Origin of the sequence: Arthrobacter sp. PM3 (genome assembly GCF_003352915.1) — a bacterium.
Lineage (GTDB): Bacteria > Actinomycetota > Actinomycetes > Actinomycetales > Micrococcaceae > Arthrobacter.
This window is the reverse complement of record NZ_CP022314.1, coordinates 595,291-611,526: the sequence shown is the minus strand read 5'-3', so window position 1 is coordinate 611,526 and position 16,236 is coordinate 595,291. Positions and strand designations below refer to the sequence as shown.

The window sequence follows — 16,236 nt, the reverse complement described above, 5'->3', positions numbered from 1 at the left end:
AAGTGCGGCCCGATGAGCACAATGAAGCTACAAAAGCTTTGCTACTACAGCCAAGGCTGGGCTTTGGCGTGGGATGAACGCCCCCTCTTCGACTCGCGCATTGAAGCTTGGGCCAACGGACCCGTCATCTACGATTTGTATCGCCAGCACCGTGGCCGCTTCACCGTGGGCGAGTGGCCCACTGGTGATGCCTCTGCCATCGTTGGCGAGGACAAGGACACCATTGACGCCGTTCTCGCCGGCTACGGTGACCTCACCGGTCAGCAGCTCAGCGACATGACCCACGCAGAGCGGCCCTGGCTTGCCGCCCGCGGAGCGCTGCCGAATGGAGCGCGCTGCAACGTGGGCATCTCTCAGGATGTCATGCAGGATTACTTCGGCGGTCTGGATGCTCAGCAGTCCGAAGATTCCACCCGCCTGTAAGCGGTGGCCGCGAAAAAGGTAGTACGGCCGCCCGCTTCTGAACCCCGGGAGAAGATCGCTTGGGTAGACAAACGCGGGCAGCCGAAGGCTAAAAAAGCTCCACCCAGCGCCACTCGACCTATTGCGATCGATGAGCTTGCCTTCCAGTGGACTGCCCAGGAAGTCGATCACGAGCATAGCGGGCTCTGGGATTGGGATCTGACTCCGAAGGAGACAGCCGACCTGCTCGACTTGCTGTCTGGAATCACGAAACTCTCATGGCGAGAGGTCAAAGAGCTGAAGTTCAACAGCAAGAAGCGCAGCCGGGCCCTCCACCACTCGCAGCCCGTTGATTCTATCTGTAGCGAGGCTCGTCAGCGTCTCGATCAGATTGGCCGCGGCGACCAAGAGGAAGTCTTTCGCCTTCGACATGGAAATACCATCCGTGTCTGGGGCGTGCTGGAGGGTCCGGTCTTCTCCATACTCTGGTTTGACCGGAACCACCAAGTCTGCCCAGCGGAAGGCTAGTCCAACTGAAGTCCTGACCAGCGCTGGGAGCGGGCTCTCAGCGCACTGTGAGGCCGCGGACTCCCCTGGAGCACCCTGCGTAGCGTGGAGTGATGGACACCAACCAGACGCTGACTTACCAGCAGATCATTGATCGCATCAGCTCTGACGCGGCCCTCCACGCCCTCCTGACGCCACTCTTGGCCGAACTGCGGCAGCTCCGAGGGGAGATATCGGAGCTTCGGGAGGTTCTCGACAGCGGTACCGGGACGAAATATCTGACTATCCCCGGTGGCAGAGCTGTTCGGTGTCTGTTCGGAGACTGTGCGGCGCAGGGCCCGCACGGGGAGTGGCCGGCGGTAAGGATCGGTAACCTGATGAGGTTTGGGCGTGAAGACATCGAAGCCATAAAAGAGTTGGGAAGGCCAAAGTCGCCTACCGAGCACCTGACGAGCCTGGAGCGGCGGCAGCGGAACAAGCGCTTGCGCGAACTTTTCCCAATCTGAGAGCGGCAAACTCTGTCCACTAGGAACTTGTACCCCGCCTATACCACGCTACTATGACACTACTCGTAACTCGCTCACACGAATGGAATCGAAAATGACTATTGGAACCTGGGGTGATCGCACCGACGCGACTACCGAGACTGCTCACGAAGCTTCCATTGAGTCATCTCTGCTTCTCAACTACAAAGAGCTCGTTGACTTGGCGCAGTCGGGTTTGAATCGGACAGTTTTCCCGGACTTTTTTGCACCACGGCCAGCGCCCATGACGCTGACATTTGCACGGTAGAGGTATGGCGACTTGGAACGACCTTGTTGAGCAGTTCAATGCTACTCCTGAAGACCAGAAGTCGAATTGGCTGGTCGGAGGCTTCACTCAGGCGCTCCAGCAAGTTGGGCGGGAAGTAGGCGGGCGGAACGTCATCCTTTATGGTTCTGCATTTCTGCAGAAGCAGAACGTTCCGGGTGCTGCAATCAGCATCACTCATGAGGACATCAACGGCTTCATGGCTACGGTCAACGGCCTGGATAGGGCCAAGGGGCTGACGCTGATTCTGCACACACCGGGCGGCGTCACGAACGCGACCGAAACGATTGTCTCTTACCTTCGGCAGTGCTTCACCTCTCTGGAGGTCATCGTTCCGGCCTTTGCTATGTCGGCTGGCACTATGATCAGCCTCGCTTCCAGTCATATCATCATGGCCAAGCATGGGCAGCTTGGGCCGATTGACCCGCAAATGCCGCTTCCGGGCGGTGCCACCCAGTCCGCAAGGGCCATTGTGGAGCAATTCGACAAAGCAAAAGCCGAGATCTCAGCGAATCCGATAGCCGCCCATGCGTGGGCGCCGGTGACTAGTTCACTCGGCCCCGCGTTGCTGCAAGAGGCTTCGAACGCTCTTGCTTACTCAGAGGAAATTGTTGCGAACTGGTTGACGGACTACATGTTCGCTAATGAGACGGACGCTAAAGCCCGAGGGCAACGGGTTGCGCAGCATTTCAACGATGCCTCGCGGCACAAGAGCCATGGGCGCAGGATCGGGGTCAAGGAGGCTGAAGAGCAAGGACTCAGCGTCGCGAAGCTGGAAGACTCCCAGCCATTGCAGGAAGCTGTCCTGGATGCTTACCACAGGATGACAATCATGTTTGAACAGACCATGATGACCAAGATCATCTGGAGTTCAGAGGGTAAGTCCTGGATGAAGAACTGGGCTGGAGTCAGTTAGCTATTTCGCCACTGTGATCACCAGGTGAGCACGCACCACGGACATGGATAGACATGAGATGCACTGATACCCGTGAAGTGCCCCGGGGATTGCGCCGATTCTGGGACGGCATGGCGTGAGGAATGCCAGCTGATACATAGGGGAAATCCCTGTAAATCAGTTCGCCAGCTAGTTGCCGCCATGAGCTCCGTGAGACGACACATGACAGAAGGTCCGCTATCTGCCGACCATTAACGACGCAACGGCAGGCTTCCCTTCAACAGCGGCCACGGAAACGGTCGCCTGTCGGTCCACCGGCAGGCGACCCGACCCAAAGCAAAGCGGACGACGGCAGGTACCCTCCCGCCGTCGTCCGCTCGGCTTAGGCCGCCAGCAAGGCGGCCGGGCACCTACCTCAGTTCCAGAACCCCAGTGCGAACTCCGCGATTACCGTGGAGAGCAGGAATGAGGCCGTGATCGCCACCAGTCCCACCGGGATGATCTTCCAGCCGATGTTTTTCAGCAGCGGGATGTCCTTGCCCAGGGACAGGCCGGCCAGGGTCAGCATCACCGTGGCGATGGAGAGGAAGTCCACGGTCTTGACCGCGGCGGTCAGAGCACCCGCGCCGAAGAACCACGGGCTGGAGATGTACGCGCCAATGGTGGTGATGAACACGATGGCGGAGATCTTCCGGGTGACCTTGGCCAGGCCGATGCTGACCAGGACCAGTGCCAGCAGGATGACGTACCCCACCACGATGGACAGGCTCAGCCCCTTCGCCGCCACCGCGGCGGTTCCGATGCCCAGAACGGTCAGGACGGACAAGGAGAGCCACAGCGGCAGCTTGATCTCGGCGGAGGACTCGGCCACCCTCTCACGGAACCGCCGGTTTTCTTCCTCCTGCGCCGCCTCGCGCTCCACGTCGGCCGCACTGCGGGTTGACCCGGCGGCCCCGGCTGCAACCAGCTCGCGGCTCACCTGCTTGCGGGTCAGGAATTTGTAGAACTTGTCTGCCAGCGGCAGCGCCAGGTAAATGCCCACGTAGACGCCCAGGACGGTGGTGATCAGGTTGGATACGGCGGCCATGCCCAGGATCGCTTCCTGGTCCTCAGGGTAGGCGGCGATGATGCTCGCGGCGGACGCGGCCATCATGGACCCTGACCCCACGCCAGCGCCCATGGCCAGCGCCAGCGGGTCGAAGATCTTCCAGTTGGCCACCAGGGAAGTCAGCAGCGTGATGAACACGGCGCCGAACAGCGTGCCGAATACGTACATGGCCAGCACGCCGCGGTACTGGTCCGAGTCCGGCCCGTACTTCTCGGACACCATGGCGAAGGACGGTTCGCGGTCCAGAGAGAAGGTGGCACCCACGGTGGCCTTGCCCATCCGCAGCAGCACGGCCAGCGGCAGCGCCAGCACGATGGTGCCCAGCAGGTGGCCTACCTCCTGCAGCAGCAGGGCCGGTCCGGCCTTCAGCAGGGTGGGCAGGCTGGGGCCGATGTTGAAGGCCAGCCGCGCCACCAGCAGCAGCACGGCCACGCCCACCAGGGCGGCGGCGACACGCTGCAGGTCGATGCCCAGCGGCTTGAATTTCTGGACTGACACCAGCAGGCCCAGGATCAGGCCCCACACCATGGGGAAAATGATGATGGCGCCGATGCCCAAGTCTATTTTGGCCTGGCCGATGAACTGCACGGCGAGGGCGATCACGAACGCCAAAGCGGCAATGGGGATGGTCAGCCTGGTACCGGCCGTGTCGGTCCGGGCTGTGGTGACAGTGCTCATGATGCGCCTTCCTGGGTGAGAGTACGACGGCGGTACGCCGCGTGGGTGAAGCGTTGACGTTGGGTGGGGGTTGTGGCGGCCGCGGCGACGGTCCAGGCCAGCGCGGTGCCTGCCTCGAACATCACCCCGTACGCCGGGGGAGTGTCCGCCAGGGCGGCGAACGCGTGCGAATGGATGGGCACGTCCGCGCCGGGGATGCTCAGCCACGGATGCAGCGACGGGATGACCTGGGAAATATTGCCCATGTCCGTGGAACCGCCGCTGAGGCCGGCCGCCGGGGACGTGTCCTTGCCAAACGCGTCCATGGCCGCGGTCCAGTGGGCGGCCAGCTCGTTGTCCTGGATCAGTGGCTCGTAGAGCGGCTCGGTGTCCTCGAACACCAGCGTGGTTCCGGTGGCGGTCGCGGCACCTTCGAAGCAGCGCCGCACCCGCTCCAGCAGTGCCTCGAACTCGGGCATTGTGAAGGCCCGGCATTCGAACTCCACCACGGCCTTCTCCGGGATGATGTTGGTGACGTGCCCGGCCTCGGCCACGTAGCAGGCGACCCGGTGGTCGGACGGGATCTGCTGGCGCAGCAGGCCGATCGCCACCTGGCTGAGCACGGCGGCGTCGGCAGCGTTCACACCGAGGTGCGGCGCCGCCGCGGCGTGGGCTGCCTTCCCGGTGAAGATGGCCTTGTAACGGCCCACGGCCTGGGCGCTGGTGCCGGCCGGGTTGTAGGTGACCCCGTCTTGCACCGGGTGGACCATCAAAGCCAGGCCCACGCCGTCGAACGCCCCCCGCTCCAGCATCAGGGCCTTGCCGCCGCCGTGCTCCTCCGCGGGGGTGCCGATGGCCTTGAGGGTGATGCCCAACTGGTCCACGTACGGCTGCAGGGCCAGGGCAGCGGCGACGGACGCACCGGCGATCAGGTTGTGCCCGCAGGCGTGGCCGATCCCCGGCAGCGCGTCGTACTCCACGCACAGTGCGACCGTCAGCTCGCCGCTTCCTGCTGAGGCGGTGAAGGCGGTGGGCAGGCCGCCGCTGCCGCGCTCCACCTCGAAGCCGGCCTCCGCCAGCAGGGCGGTGATCGCCTCCGCGGACCGGACCTCCTCGAAGGAGAGCTCCTTGAACCTGTGGATGTCCCTGGCCAGTGCCTCAACCCGGGGCTTCCAGCGGTCGACGCCGTCTGCCAGGGCCGTACGGAGCTTCTCGTCCGCCGTGATTGTGTCTGTCGTATCCATGGGTCTCCTAGTAGGACAGGGAGGGGAAGGGGGAGCCGGCGGCTCGGGTGGGTACCCAGACGGCCTTGGTCTGCGTGTATTCCTCCAGGACCCCGGGGCCGGAGGAGCGGCCGTGGCCGGAATCCCCGAAGCCGCCGAACGGGACCGCCACGTGGATGGTCTTGTACGCATTGATCCAGAACGTGCCGGCCTTGACCTCGCGGGCCACGTGATGGGCGCGGGAGACATCCGAGGTCCACACTGCCCCGGCCAGGCCGAAGCTGGTGTTGTTGGCGCGGGCGATCGCCTCCGCTTCGGTATCGAACGCGTCCGCACCCACCACCGGGCCGAAAACCTCTGTGGATTCCAGGCGGTTATCGGGGGTGACGCCGTCCAGGAGGGTGGGCATCACCCAGTGGCCGCCTTTCAACGCTGAGCCGCTCAGTGTTTCCGGCAACGCGGCTTCCGTGAGGCGGCGGCCGCCGTCGGCCATGCCTGCTTCGATCAGGCTGCTGACGGTGGCGAACTGCTGCGGCGTGATGATGGGGCCTACCTCGGTGTCTGCGTCCAGGGGATCGCCCACACGGAGCCGGGCAGCCTTGGCGGCCACCATCTGCACGAATTCCGCGTGCACGCTGCGCTCCACCAGGAGCCTGGAACCGGCGACGCAGGACTGTCCTGCCCCGGAGAAAATGGCGGAGATGGCGCCGTCTGCGGCACGCTCCAGGTCCGCGTCAGCGAACACGATGTTGGCGCTCTTGCCGCCGAGTTCCAGCAGGGCCGGGATGCCGGCCTGCGCCGCGGCGACCGCGACGCGGCGGCCGGTGGGGACGGAGCCGATGAAGCTGACCTTCCCGACGCGGGGGTCCGTGGTCAGCGCCGCACCGACCGTCTGGCCCAGGCCTGCGGCCACATTGAACACGCCTGCGGGCAGGCCGGCTTCGTGGGCGATCTGGGCGAGCCGGACCGACGAGGCCGGGGTGAATTCGCTGGGTTTGATGATGACGGCGTTGCCGGCGGCGAGCGGCGCGGCGGAGTTCCAGCCGGCGGTGAAGAGGGGTGCGTTCCACGGGGTGATGGCGACGACGACGCCCCACGGCACGCGCTCGGTGTAGGTGTGCCAGTTGCCGGGGACGGGGATGGTCTGGCCGGTGAGCTTGTCCGCCCAGCCGGAGTAGTAGCCGAACATTTCCGCCACCTTGGCCGCCTCTGCCCGGGCATCGCGGATGGGTTTGCCGGTGGTGGCGGATTCAAGGATGGCCAGTTCCTCGGCATGCTGTTCGACGGCGCGGCTGACCTGGCGGAGGATCTCGGCGCGCTCAAATCCGTTGAGCCGGCCCCAGGCGGCGGCACCCGCCGTCGCGCTTTGCAGGATGGCATCGGCACCCTCGGCACCCGGGTCGGCGTAGCTGGCGAAAGGTTCGCCGGTGGCGGCAGCGGTGAGGGTGATGGTCTCCCCGTTGCCGGTGCTGACGCGGCCGTCCACGAAGGCGCCGAATCCCGCCGGGAAGGCGGCGTCAAGGACTGCCCGGGCGGTGGCCGCGGAGGAAGATGTGGGGGCTGTAGTGGTGTTCACGATGCTGATTCCTTCAAGGAGGCGTGGGATGGGGGTCATACGGCGGACTGGGAGGCAGGTGCGCCGGCGGGGGTGATGGCCGGGGCGACGGTCCGGGCGATCTCGGTGAAGTCCGCCTTTGGTCCGAGCGCGGACAAAGCGTCCTGCCATTGACGGGCGACGGCGGCCAAGAGCTCCGGCTTCTGGCCGATCTGTCCGGCCACGTCCATGGCGAGGGCGGCGTCCCTCGCCATGAGGCCCATGGAGAAACCGGAATCGTGGCTGCCGCTGAGTACCCAGTTGGGGTACATGGTTGCCGAGACTTTGCTGCCGCCGGAGGCGCCGCTGATGCTCGCGGCTGCGGTGACCGGATCGATGCCGTAAGCCTTGGCGACGCCCAAGGCCTCGCCAACGGAGGCGAGGTTGGCGGCGGCCAGGACGTTGTTGAGGAGCTTGACCACATTGCCGCTGCCCGGGCCGCCGATGTGGCTGAAGTTGCCGCCGGTGAGAGCCATTAGCACGGGTTCGGCCGCGTGCAGGGCGGCGTCCGTGGCACCGACGAAGGCACTGAGCGTGCCGGTGGCGGCGCCGTCGCGTCCTCCGGAGACAGGGGCGTCGATAAACGCGGCGCCGTTCTTCTCCGTGAGCTCTGCCATCTGCCGGCTGGTGGCAGGTTCGGAGGTGGTGGTGTCGATGACGGCCACAGTTCCGGGCTCTGCCAGGAGCTGCGGCACCGTGCTTTCAACCATGCTGGCGGCGGGCAGGGACAGAACCACGTAGGGCGTGCCGGCGACGGCCGCCAGAGTGTCGGTGGTGCCGATGCCAATTGCTTGGGCTGCCTGCCGGGCGCTATCCGACGGGTCGAAGCCGGTGACCTGCCACCCGGCCTTGTGCAGGGTGGCGGCCATCGCGCCACCCATGGCGCCGAGCCCGATCACGGCGACGCGGCGGGTTTGTGGCTCGTTCATAGTGGTACTCCTGAGGCGTTGGTGATGAGTCGTGCTGGGTGTTTCCGTGAGTGCTGGGCGCCTAGTCGAGGTAGATGTCCAGGTCTTTCCAGAGTTGCTGGGTGCGGCGGATGGTGGCCCGGCTGCGCTCCGGGTGGGCCGCTTCCATGCCGGCGAGCAGCCCATAGATGAGGGAGTTTGCGGCGGTGACGGACTGAAAGAAGGAGATGCCCTCGGACGCCACCACCAACAGGTGATCTGCCGCGGTGGCCAGCCGGCCGCGGCGCTGGTCGCTGATGGCGATGACAGTGGCGCCGGCCTGCTTGGCGGCCTCGGCGGCGACGATGATCTGCTTCACCGAACGCCACATGTTGATCACCACCAGGACGTCGCCCGGGCCGAGGCTGTTGGTGCTCGACGCCAGATGTGGTCCGGCACGGTTTTCCAGGGTGATGGGATAGCCCATGGTGGAGCCGAGATGGGCCATGACGCCGGCAGGCCCGGCGAAGGAGCCGATGCCGACGACGGTGATGGATTTGGCCTCTGCCAGTGCGGCGATTGCGGCTTGGGCTTCCTCGGGGGTGTTGGAATCCAGGGTCAGGCGAAGGTTCTCGATGTCATGGGTGATGGCCTCGTGGAGCGGGCTGCGGGTTTCGCCGTGCACAGTGAGGGTGTCCTCGGTGGAGATCATGACCAGGTAGCGGGAACGGAGTTCGCGCTGCAGGTCGGGCCAGCCCCGGTACCCGAGGTGCTGCGCGGTGCGGACTACGGAAGAGCTGTTCACGTCCGCCCGCTGGGCGATCTCCGCGATGTCCGCATAGGAGGAGAGTTGAGGATTCCGAACAATGACCTCCACAACCCGGCTCTGGGCCTTGGTCAGCGGCAGATCCGGCAGAGCGTCGCCCACCCAGGCGTAGGATCCGGCCGGGCGCTCGGTGTCGTTTTCCGGGCGGGCGTCGCCGGGGGTGGGGGTGTTGTGCACGGGGGTCCATTCTGTAACGCGGATCACTTTGCAAGTGGAATTGCATCTAACATACTCTGCAAATGCGCTTGCAGGCATACCTTTGCGTTTCCGGAATGTAAAACCTTCAGGGGGAGGACCGTGGCCCGGAGCAGCGGTCTCGATTGCTATCGGCTTCGCGGTAGGAATGCTCGCCGTCAACGACGTCGTTGCGGCCACAAACTCTTAGGTTTCCGGCCGGGTCAGCCCCGGCCTGGTTGACCTGCTTGCCGCGCTCGGGACGGGAGTTGTCGGATCGATCGCCCTGGTCTGCAGGGACATCGCTGACACTCTTCCAGGCGTTGCGATCGCGATATCGCTGGTCCCGCCTCTGGTTGTTGTGGGCCTGACGCTTGAATCGGAGGCATGCACTCAGTCGCTGGGGGCGCTATTGCTGTTCGTCACGAACGTTACGGCCATCCTCGCGACCGGCATCGTTGTGATGGACTTCTATGGCGTCCCGCTCACCTTCTCCCGGGACGGTTCGGCCCTAACTCCTCAAACCTCCGCCACCGGCGCCGTAACGGCTTTATAGGGCGCCGGCCGGGTGGTGCCGTCCCGTCAGGAAGTGTCCCCTCAGCCGATCGGCCACCAATCCGGAAGCAGTTCGCGTAGGTCCGCGAGGAATTCCTCGACGGGGCGGGGCGACGCCTCCAACAGGCGTGACTCCAGCGCGCCGACGACGCCGTAGGCGATGAACCGGGCCACCATGGGCGGCGGGACTTCGCGGCCGCCGGGTGTCGGGACCGCAATGGCTCGCTGTTCAAGCAGGAGGTGGACAGAGGCCTCAAAGTGGGATCCGAGCATGGCGTGCAGCCCGCCAGCGCCGGCCTCGGTAACAAGTCCCCGGCGGTAGATGGAACGGTGCCGGTCCACGTGCCGGACGACATCGGCCGTGACCGCGGCGATGGCCGGGCTGATGTCACCGCCGGCACTAAGGTGCTCTGTGCGGAGGGCGTCCAGCTCTTCGGAGAGGACCTGCCGGAGCAGCGCGGCGGGGGAGGCGGCGTGCTGGTAGAACGTTGACCTGTTGACCCCGGCGGCCGCGGCGACTTGCCCGGCGGTCAGCGTTCCGGCGTCGTGCTCGGCTGCCAGGTCCAAGATTGCAGCAGCCAGCCTTTCCCGGCTGCGCAGAGCCCTCGGGTCACGAAGCACTGGCGCCTCGCTACCCCGTCTCGGTTGCAATGTCATGCAGGTCACACTCCCGGGTGATGTTCGCCCCTGGCGGTGGATAAACCGCCACTTCGAGCGTACCGTTCTAACTATCCAACATATGTCGGATAGTCGATTTGGGCCCTCGCGAGATCCGGCCCACTGCGGAAAGGAAGCACCATGTCCCGTTTTGACGGACGAGTCGGCATCGTTACCGGAGGTGCCAGCGGCATCGGCCGGGCCACCGCTGTCCGCTTTGCCGCGGAAGGCGGGTCCGTCGTCGTCGCGGACATCCAGGACGGACTGGCCGCGCAGGTCGTTTCGGAGATTGACGCCGCGGGCGGCCATGCCCGGGCCTTCCACCTGGACGTGACCATCGAGTCCGGCTGGGCCGGCGTCGTGGCCTTTGCCCTCGAGGAATTCGGCCGGCTCGATGTGCTGGTCAACAACGCCGGCATTGGCGACAACCAGTCCATCGAGGAAACCAGCGCCGAGACCTATAACAGGGTGGTGGCCGTGACGCAGACCAGCGTATTCCTCGGTGAGAAAGCCGCGGCGGCTGCCCTGAAGGCCTCCGGCAACGGCGCTGTGGTCAATGTGTCCTCCATGTTTGGCATCGTGGGAGGGTTCGGCACCTCGCCGGCGTACGCCGCGGCCAAGGGCGCCGTCCGCACGTTGACTAAGAACACCGCGCTCGGGTGGGCCACGGAAGGCGTCCGGGTCAACTCCGTGCACCCTGGCTTCATCGACACCCCGATCCTCGGCGACACCGACCGCAAGCTCCTGACCGACACCACTCCCATGGCCCGGCTGGGCCGTCCGGAAGACGTCGCCGCCGTCATCCTTTTCGCAGCAAGCGACGATGCGGCTTTCATGACGGGTTCCGAACTGGTGGTCGACGGCGGATACACCGCCCGCTGATCTAGTCACCAAAGACAATGCAACAGAGAGAAGAAGGGCATTACATGCGAGCGATCGTATTCAAGGAGTGGAAGCAGTTCCCCGAACTCGAGGACGTGCCCCGGCCCGTGCCCGGACCGGGCGAGGCGTTGCTGAAGGTGGCCGGAGCGGGTGCCTGCCATTCGGACGTCAGCATCTTCGAGGACTTCACCGCAGAGGTTCCCGGGAACATGACCAAGGGCTTCGTGCTGGGCCACGAGAACTCGGGATGGGTTGAGGAGCTGGGCCCCGGCGTTGATGGCATCGAGGTGGGCGGCGCCTACCTGGTGTACGGACCCATCGGTTGCGGCCACTGTAAAGCCTGTTCCCGCGGCCAGGACACGTACTGCGAGAACGCCTCAACGAACCCCTACCTGGGCATTGGACTGGGACGCGACGGCGGAATGGCCGAATACGTCACCGTCCCCGTCCGCAACCTGATCCCGCTCGGCGATGCGGACCCCATCGCCGCGGCACCACTGGCAGACGCCGCCCTGACCCCGTACCACGCCATCAAGACGGCCCTGCCGCACCTGAACGGCGGCGGCAGGTTCGCGCTGGTGGTCGGGTTGGGCGGCCTGGGCCAGATCGCCGTCCAGATCCTCAAGGCACTGACCGGCGCCACCATCATTGCCACCGATATGAAGCCCGAGGCGATGGCCAAGGCCGAAGCGGCAGGTGCCGTCACGGTGCCTGGCGGTCCCGACCAAATTGCGCGGATCCGGGAAATCACGGGCGGTCGCGGTGTGGACGCGGCCTTCGACTTTGTCGGCCTCACTCCCACGATCGCCACTGCCACCGGCTCAATGGCACAGGGTGGTCGGCTGACCGTCGTCGGGATTGCCGGCGGCGTACACGAATGGACCTTCTTCAACACCCCCTACGAGTCCACCATCACCAACACATACTGGGGCACCATCGAGGAACTCCACGAAGTGGTGGACATGTACAGGGCGGGGCAGATTGTCCCTGAGATCGAGACCTTTTCCCTCGAGGACGGACTCACTGCCTATCGCAAGCTGGCCGCCGGCCAGCTGAGCGCCCGCGCGGTGGTGGTTCCGCACCAGGCATAGCCCGGGTTGGCACTCCGGTGACGAGTCGCCGGAGTGCCGCTGGATGGCCTGCTGGTCACGGGCAGAATGACCGCGCAGTGGATGTTAGTCCAGGGGCAGGGTTATCGTCACGCAGGTTCCGGCGTCGGTGGACGAATCGACGGTCACATCTCCGCCGGCAAGGCCTACGGTCAGGCGCATGAGGCGCAGGCCCATGCCGGTGTGCCGACCGATCATGCTTGCCGGCACGTCGAATCCACGGCCGTCGTCGGTTACTTTGAGCTGAACGCCGTGGCTCATGCCCCGCGTGACGCAGCCCAGCCGGACGGTCACCTCTGACGCCTGAGCGAATTTGTAGACATTGCTGAGGAGCTCCTGCGCTGCCCGGTACAGGAGCGTGGCGGATTGCCGGTCTACTTCCATCATGTGGTGCGGAGTCTCCAGGTGCACCACGGTTCCGCTCTCGCGCAAGGGAAACGCCAGGCGGTCAATGGCGCCGGTTACGCCAAGGGCATGGAAGTCGACTGGGTGTGTATCGGTAAGGACGCCACGTACGGCGACCACTTCGTCGCTTAGTAGTGATTTCATACTCTTACTGTGCGCTTGCGTCGTTGGGATTTTCTGATGCCGCGCCGAGGATATCCAACGTCGGAGGGGCTCCTTGTTTTCCCGCTAAAGGCATCGTGCTCGGGAGTGCCATCAGGTTCCTGATGCCGGCCCCTGAACCCGTCATCAGCTCGCGGTGGGCGCAGCCCGCTTTCGGCGGGCCACAAGTGATTTGGCGCCCAGTCCCGCCAACGCGATGACCAAGGCCAGCAGTACTTTGGGAGCTGCGCCCCCCGCAGGTCCGAGTGTTGCCGCCAGGATTTGCTGGCTCATCAACAGCATCTCCTGCAGGTCGCCGGCCAGCATGCGCGTCCCGAGGACGTAGTTGACGGAGGTGAACACGGCGGGAACCACCCACAACAGTGCAAGGTCGACGGCCCACACCGCGGCCCGCCGCGCGGGTCGAAGGCCGCACCATGCCAGGACGCAGCCGACGATGACCGCGGGAATCCACTGGCCGATTGTCGGCACTGCGAGGGGGATATTGGTGCGCCCCACGAAGGCGACAACCCACAGCAAGGCCCACGATGCGAACGGCACTGCCATGAGGCCGGCGCCCAAGGCCGTTAGGCTTCGGGACCTCGACGAGAGCAGCAGGAGCGCTACGAGGGCCGCCGCGATGGACGCGGTCACCCCCGCGAGCAGCCCGGCGACGTAGAGGCTCGCCATCGTTCCGTCCTTCAGGCCGGCGTCGAGCACGGTGAATGACTGGACGGCCGCCGCGACCTGGACCACGAGAACGCCGGCGGCCGCGCACCACACGACCAGCCGCCGTCGGGCGGGGGACCAGATGCGCACCGCGAGTCCGGCGGCCGCGCCTCCCACGGTAAGGAGGGCCACGATCGTGGTGAGCTGGTACTGGCTCAGCGGCAGCAACGCCACAGGCATCTGGTCCGGACCGGCCTCCGCGCCCCACATGTTCTGCAGCGGGAGGTGGGCACCGGTTACCAGCCAAGGTCCCAGGCCGAGCACCCCGGCCAGGATCCCGGTCAGACACCCCCACCCGGCATCGCGGACCGGAGGCCGGCTTGGCCGTCTGCCGGGGGCCTTCTGCTCCATGGCTTGATCCGGAAGGCTCACGGCGGCTCCTTGGTCTTGCGCTCAGGGAGGGACGCGCACGAAGAGTGGATTGTTGGTCCAGAATAATACACCGAATGGATTAACGCTGGGGGTGGGGTCTCGATTATGGCATCGGAGGGTGGCGCTCTTTGTCGTCGGCTTCCAGTGACGAGGGTGCTGGCGGCTGCCGTCGCTCGCCGCGCGGGGATTCCGTCCGTCATCTTGACCAGCGCTGTGACACACGCTACAGTTCATCGGGAGTTATACGAATAACTTTTACAGACTAGTGGCCCAAGGAGGTGCCCATGGCCGGGTTGAGGCCCAAGTCGGGGCCGACGATGAATGATGTCGCCGCTGCTGCCGGTGTATCGCAGGCCACTGTGTCCTTGGTCTTAAACTCCGCCTCCGGATCGCGTTTTTCGGAGGACACCCGTCGGCGGGTGCGTGATGCCGTGGATCGGCTCGGGTACCGCACTAACGCCCACGCGAAGGTGCTGCGCGAGGGCGTTGCCGGGATGATCGGCTTTGTCGGCGACTTCGTGGCGTCGTCACCGTTCGCCGGACGCATCATTGAGGCCGCCCAGGACCGGGCGTGGGAGTCCGGACTCCTGCTGCTGACCGTCAATACGGGAGGCGACAGGGCGCTCGAAGCGGCCTCGCTGGAAACGATGTTGTCCTACAAGGTGGCGGGCGTGGTCTATGCGTCCATGTACCACCAGATACTGGATGTCCCTGAAGTCCTCGGCGATGTTCCGTCGGTGGTCCTGAACTCCGAGGACCGCGGCGGGCGGTTCAGCAGTGTCGCGCCCGACGAGGAAAAGGGCGGCTACACGGCCACCCGGCGCCTTATCGACGCCGGCCACACCCGGATTGCCTTGATCAACAACGACAGTCTTGAGAGCGGGCTGCCGGCCGCGGTTGGCCGTTTCGCAGGCTACTCCAAAGCCATGCTCGAGCACGGGCTGGAAGTGGCTCCGGACTTCGTCCGCTTCGGACACGGCGCCGAACCCGACGGATTCGAGCACGCCACGAGCCTGCTCACCGCCGCCTACCGGCCCACCGCTATTTTCTGCGGGACGGACCGGATGGCGTGGGGTGCATACCAGGCGGCCGCCACCCTGGGATTCTCCATCCCGGCCGATCTCTCAATCGTCGGTTTCGACAACCAGGAAACCCTGGCCCCCCACCTCAGGCCCGCGCTGACCACCCTTGAACTGCCGTTCGAGGCAATGGGACGTCGGGCCGTCGACCTTGTCCTCCAGGGCGCGGAACCCGGTGGCCGGGTCGAGCTCATGGAGTGCCCTTTGATCGAACGAAATTCAGTGACACATCCTAAGGAGATGCCATGAGCCGCACCATCCCGGCCCTACGCCGGCGTCCTGCCGCGGCGCCGTTGCCACAGCGAAGGATTTCTTTTTCGCTGCGCCTGAAAAGAATTTTTCGGGCCTGGCAGTTATACGTATTACTTGCGCCCGCCCTTGTCTACATCCTGGTCTTCAAATACTGGCCGATGTATGGCGTGCAGATCGCCTTCAAGAACTACAACCCGGCGAAAGGCTTCACGGACAGCCCGTGGGTGGGCCTGACGCACTTCGTCCGGTTCGTGAACTCGTACCAGTTCGGCCAGGTCCTCGGAAACACGTTGTGGATTGCCGTTCTGGGCCTGCTGGTGGCCTTTCCGATTCCGATCATCCTGGCGCTTCTGGTCAACCAGCTCCAGAGTGAGAGGTTCAAGAAGTTCACCCAGACGGTGCTCTACTCGCCGGCGTTCATATCCACTGTCGTGGTCGTGGGCATCATGTTCGTGGTCCTGTCTCCCCGCTCGGGACTGGTCAATAACGCGATCCAGCTTGCCGGCGGTGAACCGGTCTTCTTTATGGGATCGGCGGAGTGGTTCCGGCCCATCTACGTCATCTCCGACGTCTGGCAGAACGCCGGGTTCTCCATGATCGTGTACCTGGCGGCCCTGGCGGCCATCGATCCGGCGCTTCACGACGCGGCCAAGGTCGACGGCGCCTCCAAGCTGCAGCGGGTCCGGCATATCGACCTTCCCGGCATCATGCCGGTGGTAACGATCCTGTTCATCCTGGCTATCGGCAACCTGCTCAACGTCGGGTTTGAGAAGGCGCTGCTGATGCAGACGCCGCTGAATCTCTCGAACTCCGAAATCATCCAGACCTACGTCTACCACGCGGGTCTGCAGCAGGCACAGTTCAGCTACTCGGCCGCGATCGGCCTGTTCAACTCCGTCCTCAACCTGGCGCTGCTGCTCTTCTTCAACACAGTGGCGCGCCGGGCCAACCAAGCGACCCTGTGGTGATGCC

16 protein-coding genes and 1 pseudogene are annotated in these 16,236 nt (G+C 65.0%); 9 read left to right on the top strand and 8 right to left on the bottom strand.

What is annotated here, in order from left to right; genetic code table 11:
• Positions 1-12 precede the first annotated feature (12 nt).
• The 4 genes from CFN17_RS02865 (at position 13) to CFN17_RS02850 (ending at position 2,635) form a co-directional block, all read left to right on the top strand.
• Entirely contained in the window at positions 13-423 is a 411-nt protein-coding gene (locus CFN17_RS02865) for a Panacea domain-containing protein (protein WP_261792329.1), read from the top strand.
• 3 nt (positions 424-426) lie between these two features.
• Positions 427-930: a hypothetical protein gene (locus CFN17_RS19785; RefSeq protein WP_222612654.1), complete on the top strand. Its 504-nt coding sequence runs from the start codon at positions 427-429 to the stop codon at positions 928-930.
• 92 nt (positions 931-1,022) lie between these two features.
• Complete coding sequence (locus tag CFN17_RS02855) at positions 1,023-1,415, top strand: hypothetical protein (RefSeq protein ID WP_208749877.1); 393 nt, start codon at positions 1,023-1,025, stop codon at positions 1,413-1,415.
• Positions 1,416-1,705: 290 nt separating this feature from the next.
• A complete protein-coding gene (locus CFN17_RS02850) occupies positions 1,706-2,635 on the top strand; it encodes an SDH family Clp fold serine proteinase (protein WP_208749876.1) in 930 nt (309 codons plus the stop codon).
• 394 nt (positions 2,636-3,029) lie between these two features.
• Here CFN17_RS02850 and CFN17_RS02845 read toward each other — a convergent pair whose 3' ends face one another.
• Genes CFN17_RS02845 through CFN17_RS02825 form a run of 5 tightly spaced genes read right to left on the bottom strand, consistent with a single transcriptional unit; the run spans position 3,030 to position 9,011 of the window.
• Positions 3,030-4,400, bottom strand: coding sequence for a DUF3100 domain-containing protein (locus CFN17_RS02845; protein WP_208749875.1), 1,371 nt, complete (start codon positions 4,398-4,400; stop codon positions 3,030-3,032).
• Entirely contained in the window at positions 4,397-5,623 is a 1,227-nt protein-coding gene (locus CFN17_RS02840) for an amidohydrolase (protein WP_208749874.1), read from the bottom strand. The genes CFN17_RS02845 and CFN17_RS02840 overlap by 4 nt, the downstream gene beginning before the upstream one ends.
• A gap of 7 nt (positions 5,624-5,630) precedes the next feature.
• Complete coding sequence (locus CFN17_RS02835; protein WP_208749873.1) at positions 5,631-7,178, bottom strand: aldehyde dehydrogenase; 1,548 nt, start codon at positions 7,176-7,178, stop codon at positions 5,631-5,633.
• Positions 7,179-7,213: 35 nt separating this feature from the next.
• Entirely contained in the window at positions 7,214-8,290 is a 1,077-nt protein-coding gene (locus tag CFN17_RS02830; protein WP_208749872.1) for an NAD(P)-dependent oxidoreductase, read from the bottom strand.
• Entirely contained in the window at positions 8,187-9,011 is an 825-nt protein-coding gene (locus CFN17_RS02825) for a MurR/RpiR family transcriptional regulator (protein WP_208751306.1), read from the bottom strand. The genes CFN17_RS02830 and CFN17_RS02825 overlap by 104 nt, the downstream gene beginning before the upstream one ends.
• Before the next feature lie 298 nt (positions 9,012-9,309).
• Between CFN17_RS02825 and CFN17_RS20065 the strand changes: the two are divergent.
• Positions 9,310-9,639: pseudogene (locus CFN17_RS20065) on the top strand (DUF389 domain-containing protein); the annotation flags it as partial.
• Positions 9,640-9,680: 41 nt separating this feature from the next.
• Here the strand turns inward: CFN17_RS20065 and CFN17_RS02815 are convergent.
• On the bottom strand, positions 9,681-10,205 hold the full coding sequence (locus CFN17_RS02815) for a TetR family transcriptional regulator (protein WP_261792328.1): 525 nt from the start codon (positions 10,203-10,205) through the stop codon (positions 9,681-9,683).
• A 231-nt stretch (positions 10,206-10,436) separates the two neighbouring features.
• Between CFN17_RS02815 and CFN17_RS02810 the strand changes: the two genes are divergently transcribed.
• Together CFN17_RS02810 and CFN17_RS02805 are read left to right on the top strand one after the other, a co-directional pair.
• On the top strand, positions 10,437-11,177 hold the full coding sequence (locus CFN17_RS02810) for an SDR family NAD(P)-dependent oxidoreductase (protein ID WP_208749870.1): 741 nt from the start codon (positions 10,437-10,439) through the stop codon (positions 11,175-11,177).
• A gap of 44 nt (positions 11,178-11,221) precedes the next feature.
• On the top strand, positions 11,222-12,268 hold the full coding sequence (locus CFN17_RS02805) for an NAD(P)-dependent alcohol dehydrogenase (protein ID WP_208749869.1): 1,047 nt from the start codon (positions 11,222-11,224) through the stop codon (positions 12,266-12,268).
• Between the two features lie 84 nt (positions 12,269-12,352).
• Here CFN17_RS02805 and CFN17_RS02800 read toward each other — a convergent pair whose 3' ends face one another.
• A complete protein-coding gene (locus CFN17_RS02800) occupies positions 12,353-12,835 on the bottom strand; it encodes a sensor histidine kinase (RefSeq protein WP_208749868.1) in 483 nt (160 codons plus the stop codon).
• Positions 12,836-12,979: 144 nt separating this feature from the next.
• Positions 12,980-13,933, bottom strand: coding sequence for a hypothetical protein (locus CFN17_RS02795; RefSeq protein ID WP_261792327.1), 954 nt, complete (start codon positions 13,931-13,933; stop codon positions 12,980-12,982).
• Positions 13,934-14,217: 284 nt separating this feature from the next.
• Between CFN17_RS02795 and CFN17_RS02790 the strand changes: the two genes are divergently transcribed.
• Entirely contained in the window at positions 14,218-15,261 is a 1,044-nt protein-coding gene (locus tag CFN17_RS02790; protein WP_261792326.1) for a LacI family DNA-binding transcriptional regulator, read from the top strand.
• Positions 15,258-16,232, top strand: coding sequence for a sugar ABC transporter permease (locus CFN17_RS02785; RefSeq protein WP_208749867.1), 975 nt, complete (start codon positions 15,258-15,260; stop codon positions 16,230-16,232). The genes CFN17_RS02790 and CFN17_RS02785 overlap by 4 nt, the downstream gene beginning before the upstream one ends.
• The last annotated feature ends 4 nt before the right edge of the window (positions 16,233-16,236 follow it).

What these genes read in the sequence shown, in the direction of transcription:
- CFN17_RS02865 (WP_261792329.1), top strand. Translation starts at nt 13, where the DNA reads ATGAGCACAATGAAGCTACAAAAGCTTTGCTACTACAGCCAAGGCTGG.
- CFN17_RS02855 (WP_208749877.1), top strand. Translation starts at nt 1,023, where the DNA reads ATGGACACCAACCAGACGCTGACTTACCAGCAGATCATTGATCGCATC.
- CFN17_RS02850 (WP_208749876.1), top strand. Translation starts at nt 1,706, where the DNA reads ATGGCGACTTGGAACGACCTTGTTGAGCAGTTCAATGCTACTCCTGAA.
- CFN17_RS02845 (WP_208749875.1), bottom strand. Translation starts at nt 4,400, where the DNA reads ATGAGCACTGTCACCACAGCCCGGACCGACACGGCCGGTACCAGGCTG.
- CFN17_RS02840 (WP_208749874.1), bottom strand. Translation starts at nt 5,623, where the DNA reads ATGGATACGACAGACACAATCACGGCGGACGAGAAGCTCCGTACGGCC.
- CFN17_RS02830 (WP_208749872.1), bottom strand. Translation starts at nt 8,290, where the DNA reads ATGGGCTGCTCGCCGGCATGGAAGCGGCCCACCCGGAGCGCAGCCGGG.
- CFN17_RS02810 (WP_208749870.1), top strand. Translation starts at nt 10,437, where the DNA reads ATGTCCCGTTTTGACGGACGAGTCGGCATCGTTACCGGAGGTGCCAGC.
- CFN17_RS02805 (WP_208749869.1), top strand. Translation starts at nt 11,222, where the DNA reads ATGCGAGCGATCGTATTCAAGGAGTGGAAGCAGTTCCCCGAACTCGAG.
- CFN17_RS02800 (WP_208749868.1), bottom strand. Translation starts at nt 12,835, where the DNA reads ATGAAATCACTACTAAGCGACGAAGTGGTCGCCGTACGTGGCGTCCTT.
- CFN17_RS02790 (WP_261792326.1), top strand. Translation starts at nt 14,218, where the DNA reads ATGGCCGGGTTGAGGCCCAAGTCGGGGCCGACGATGAATGATGTCGCC.
- CFN17_RS02785 (WP_208749867.1), top strand. Translation starts at nt 15,258, where the DNA reads ATGAGCCGCACCATCCCGGCCCTACGCCGGCGTCCTGCCGCGGCGCCG.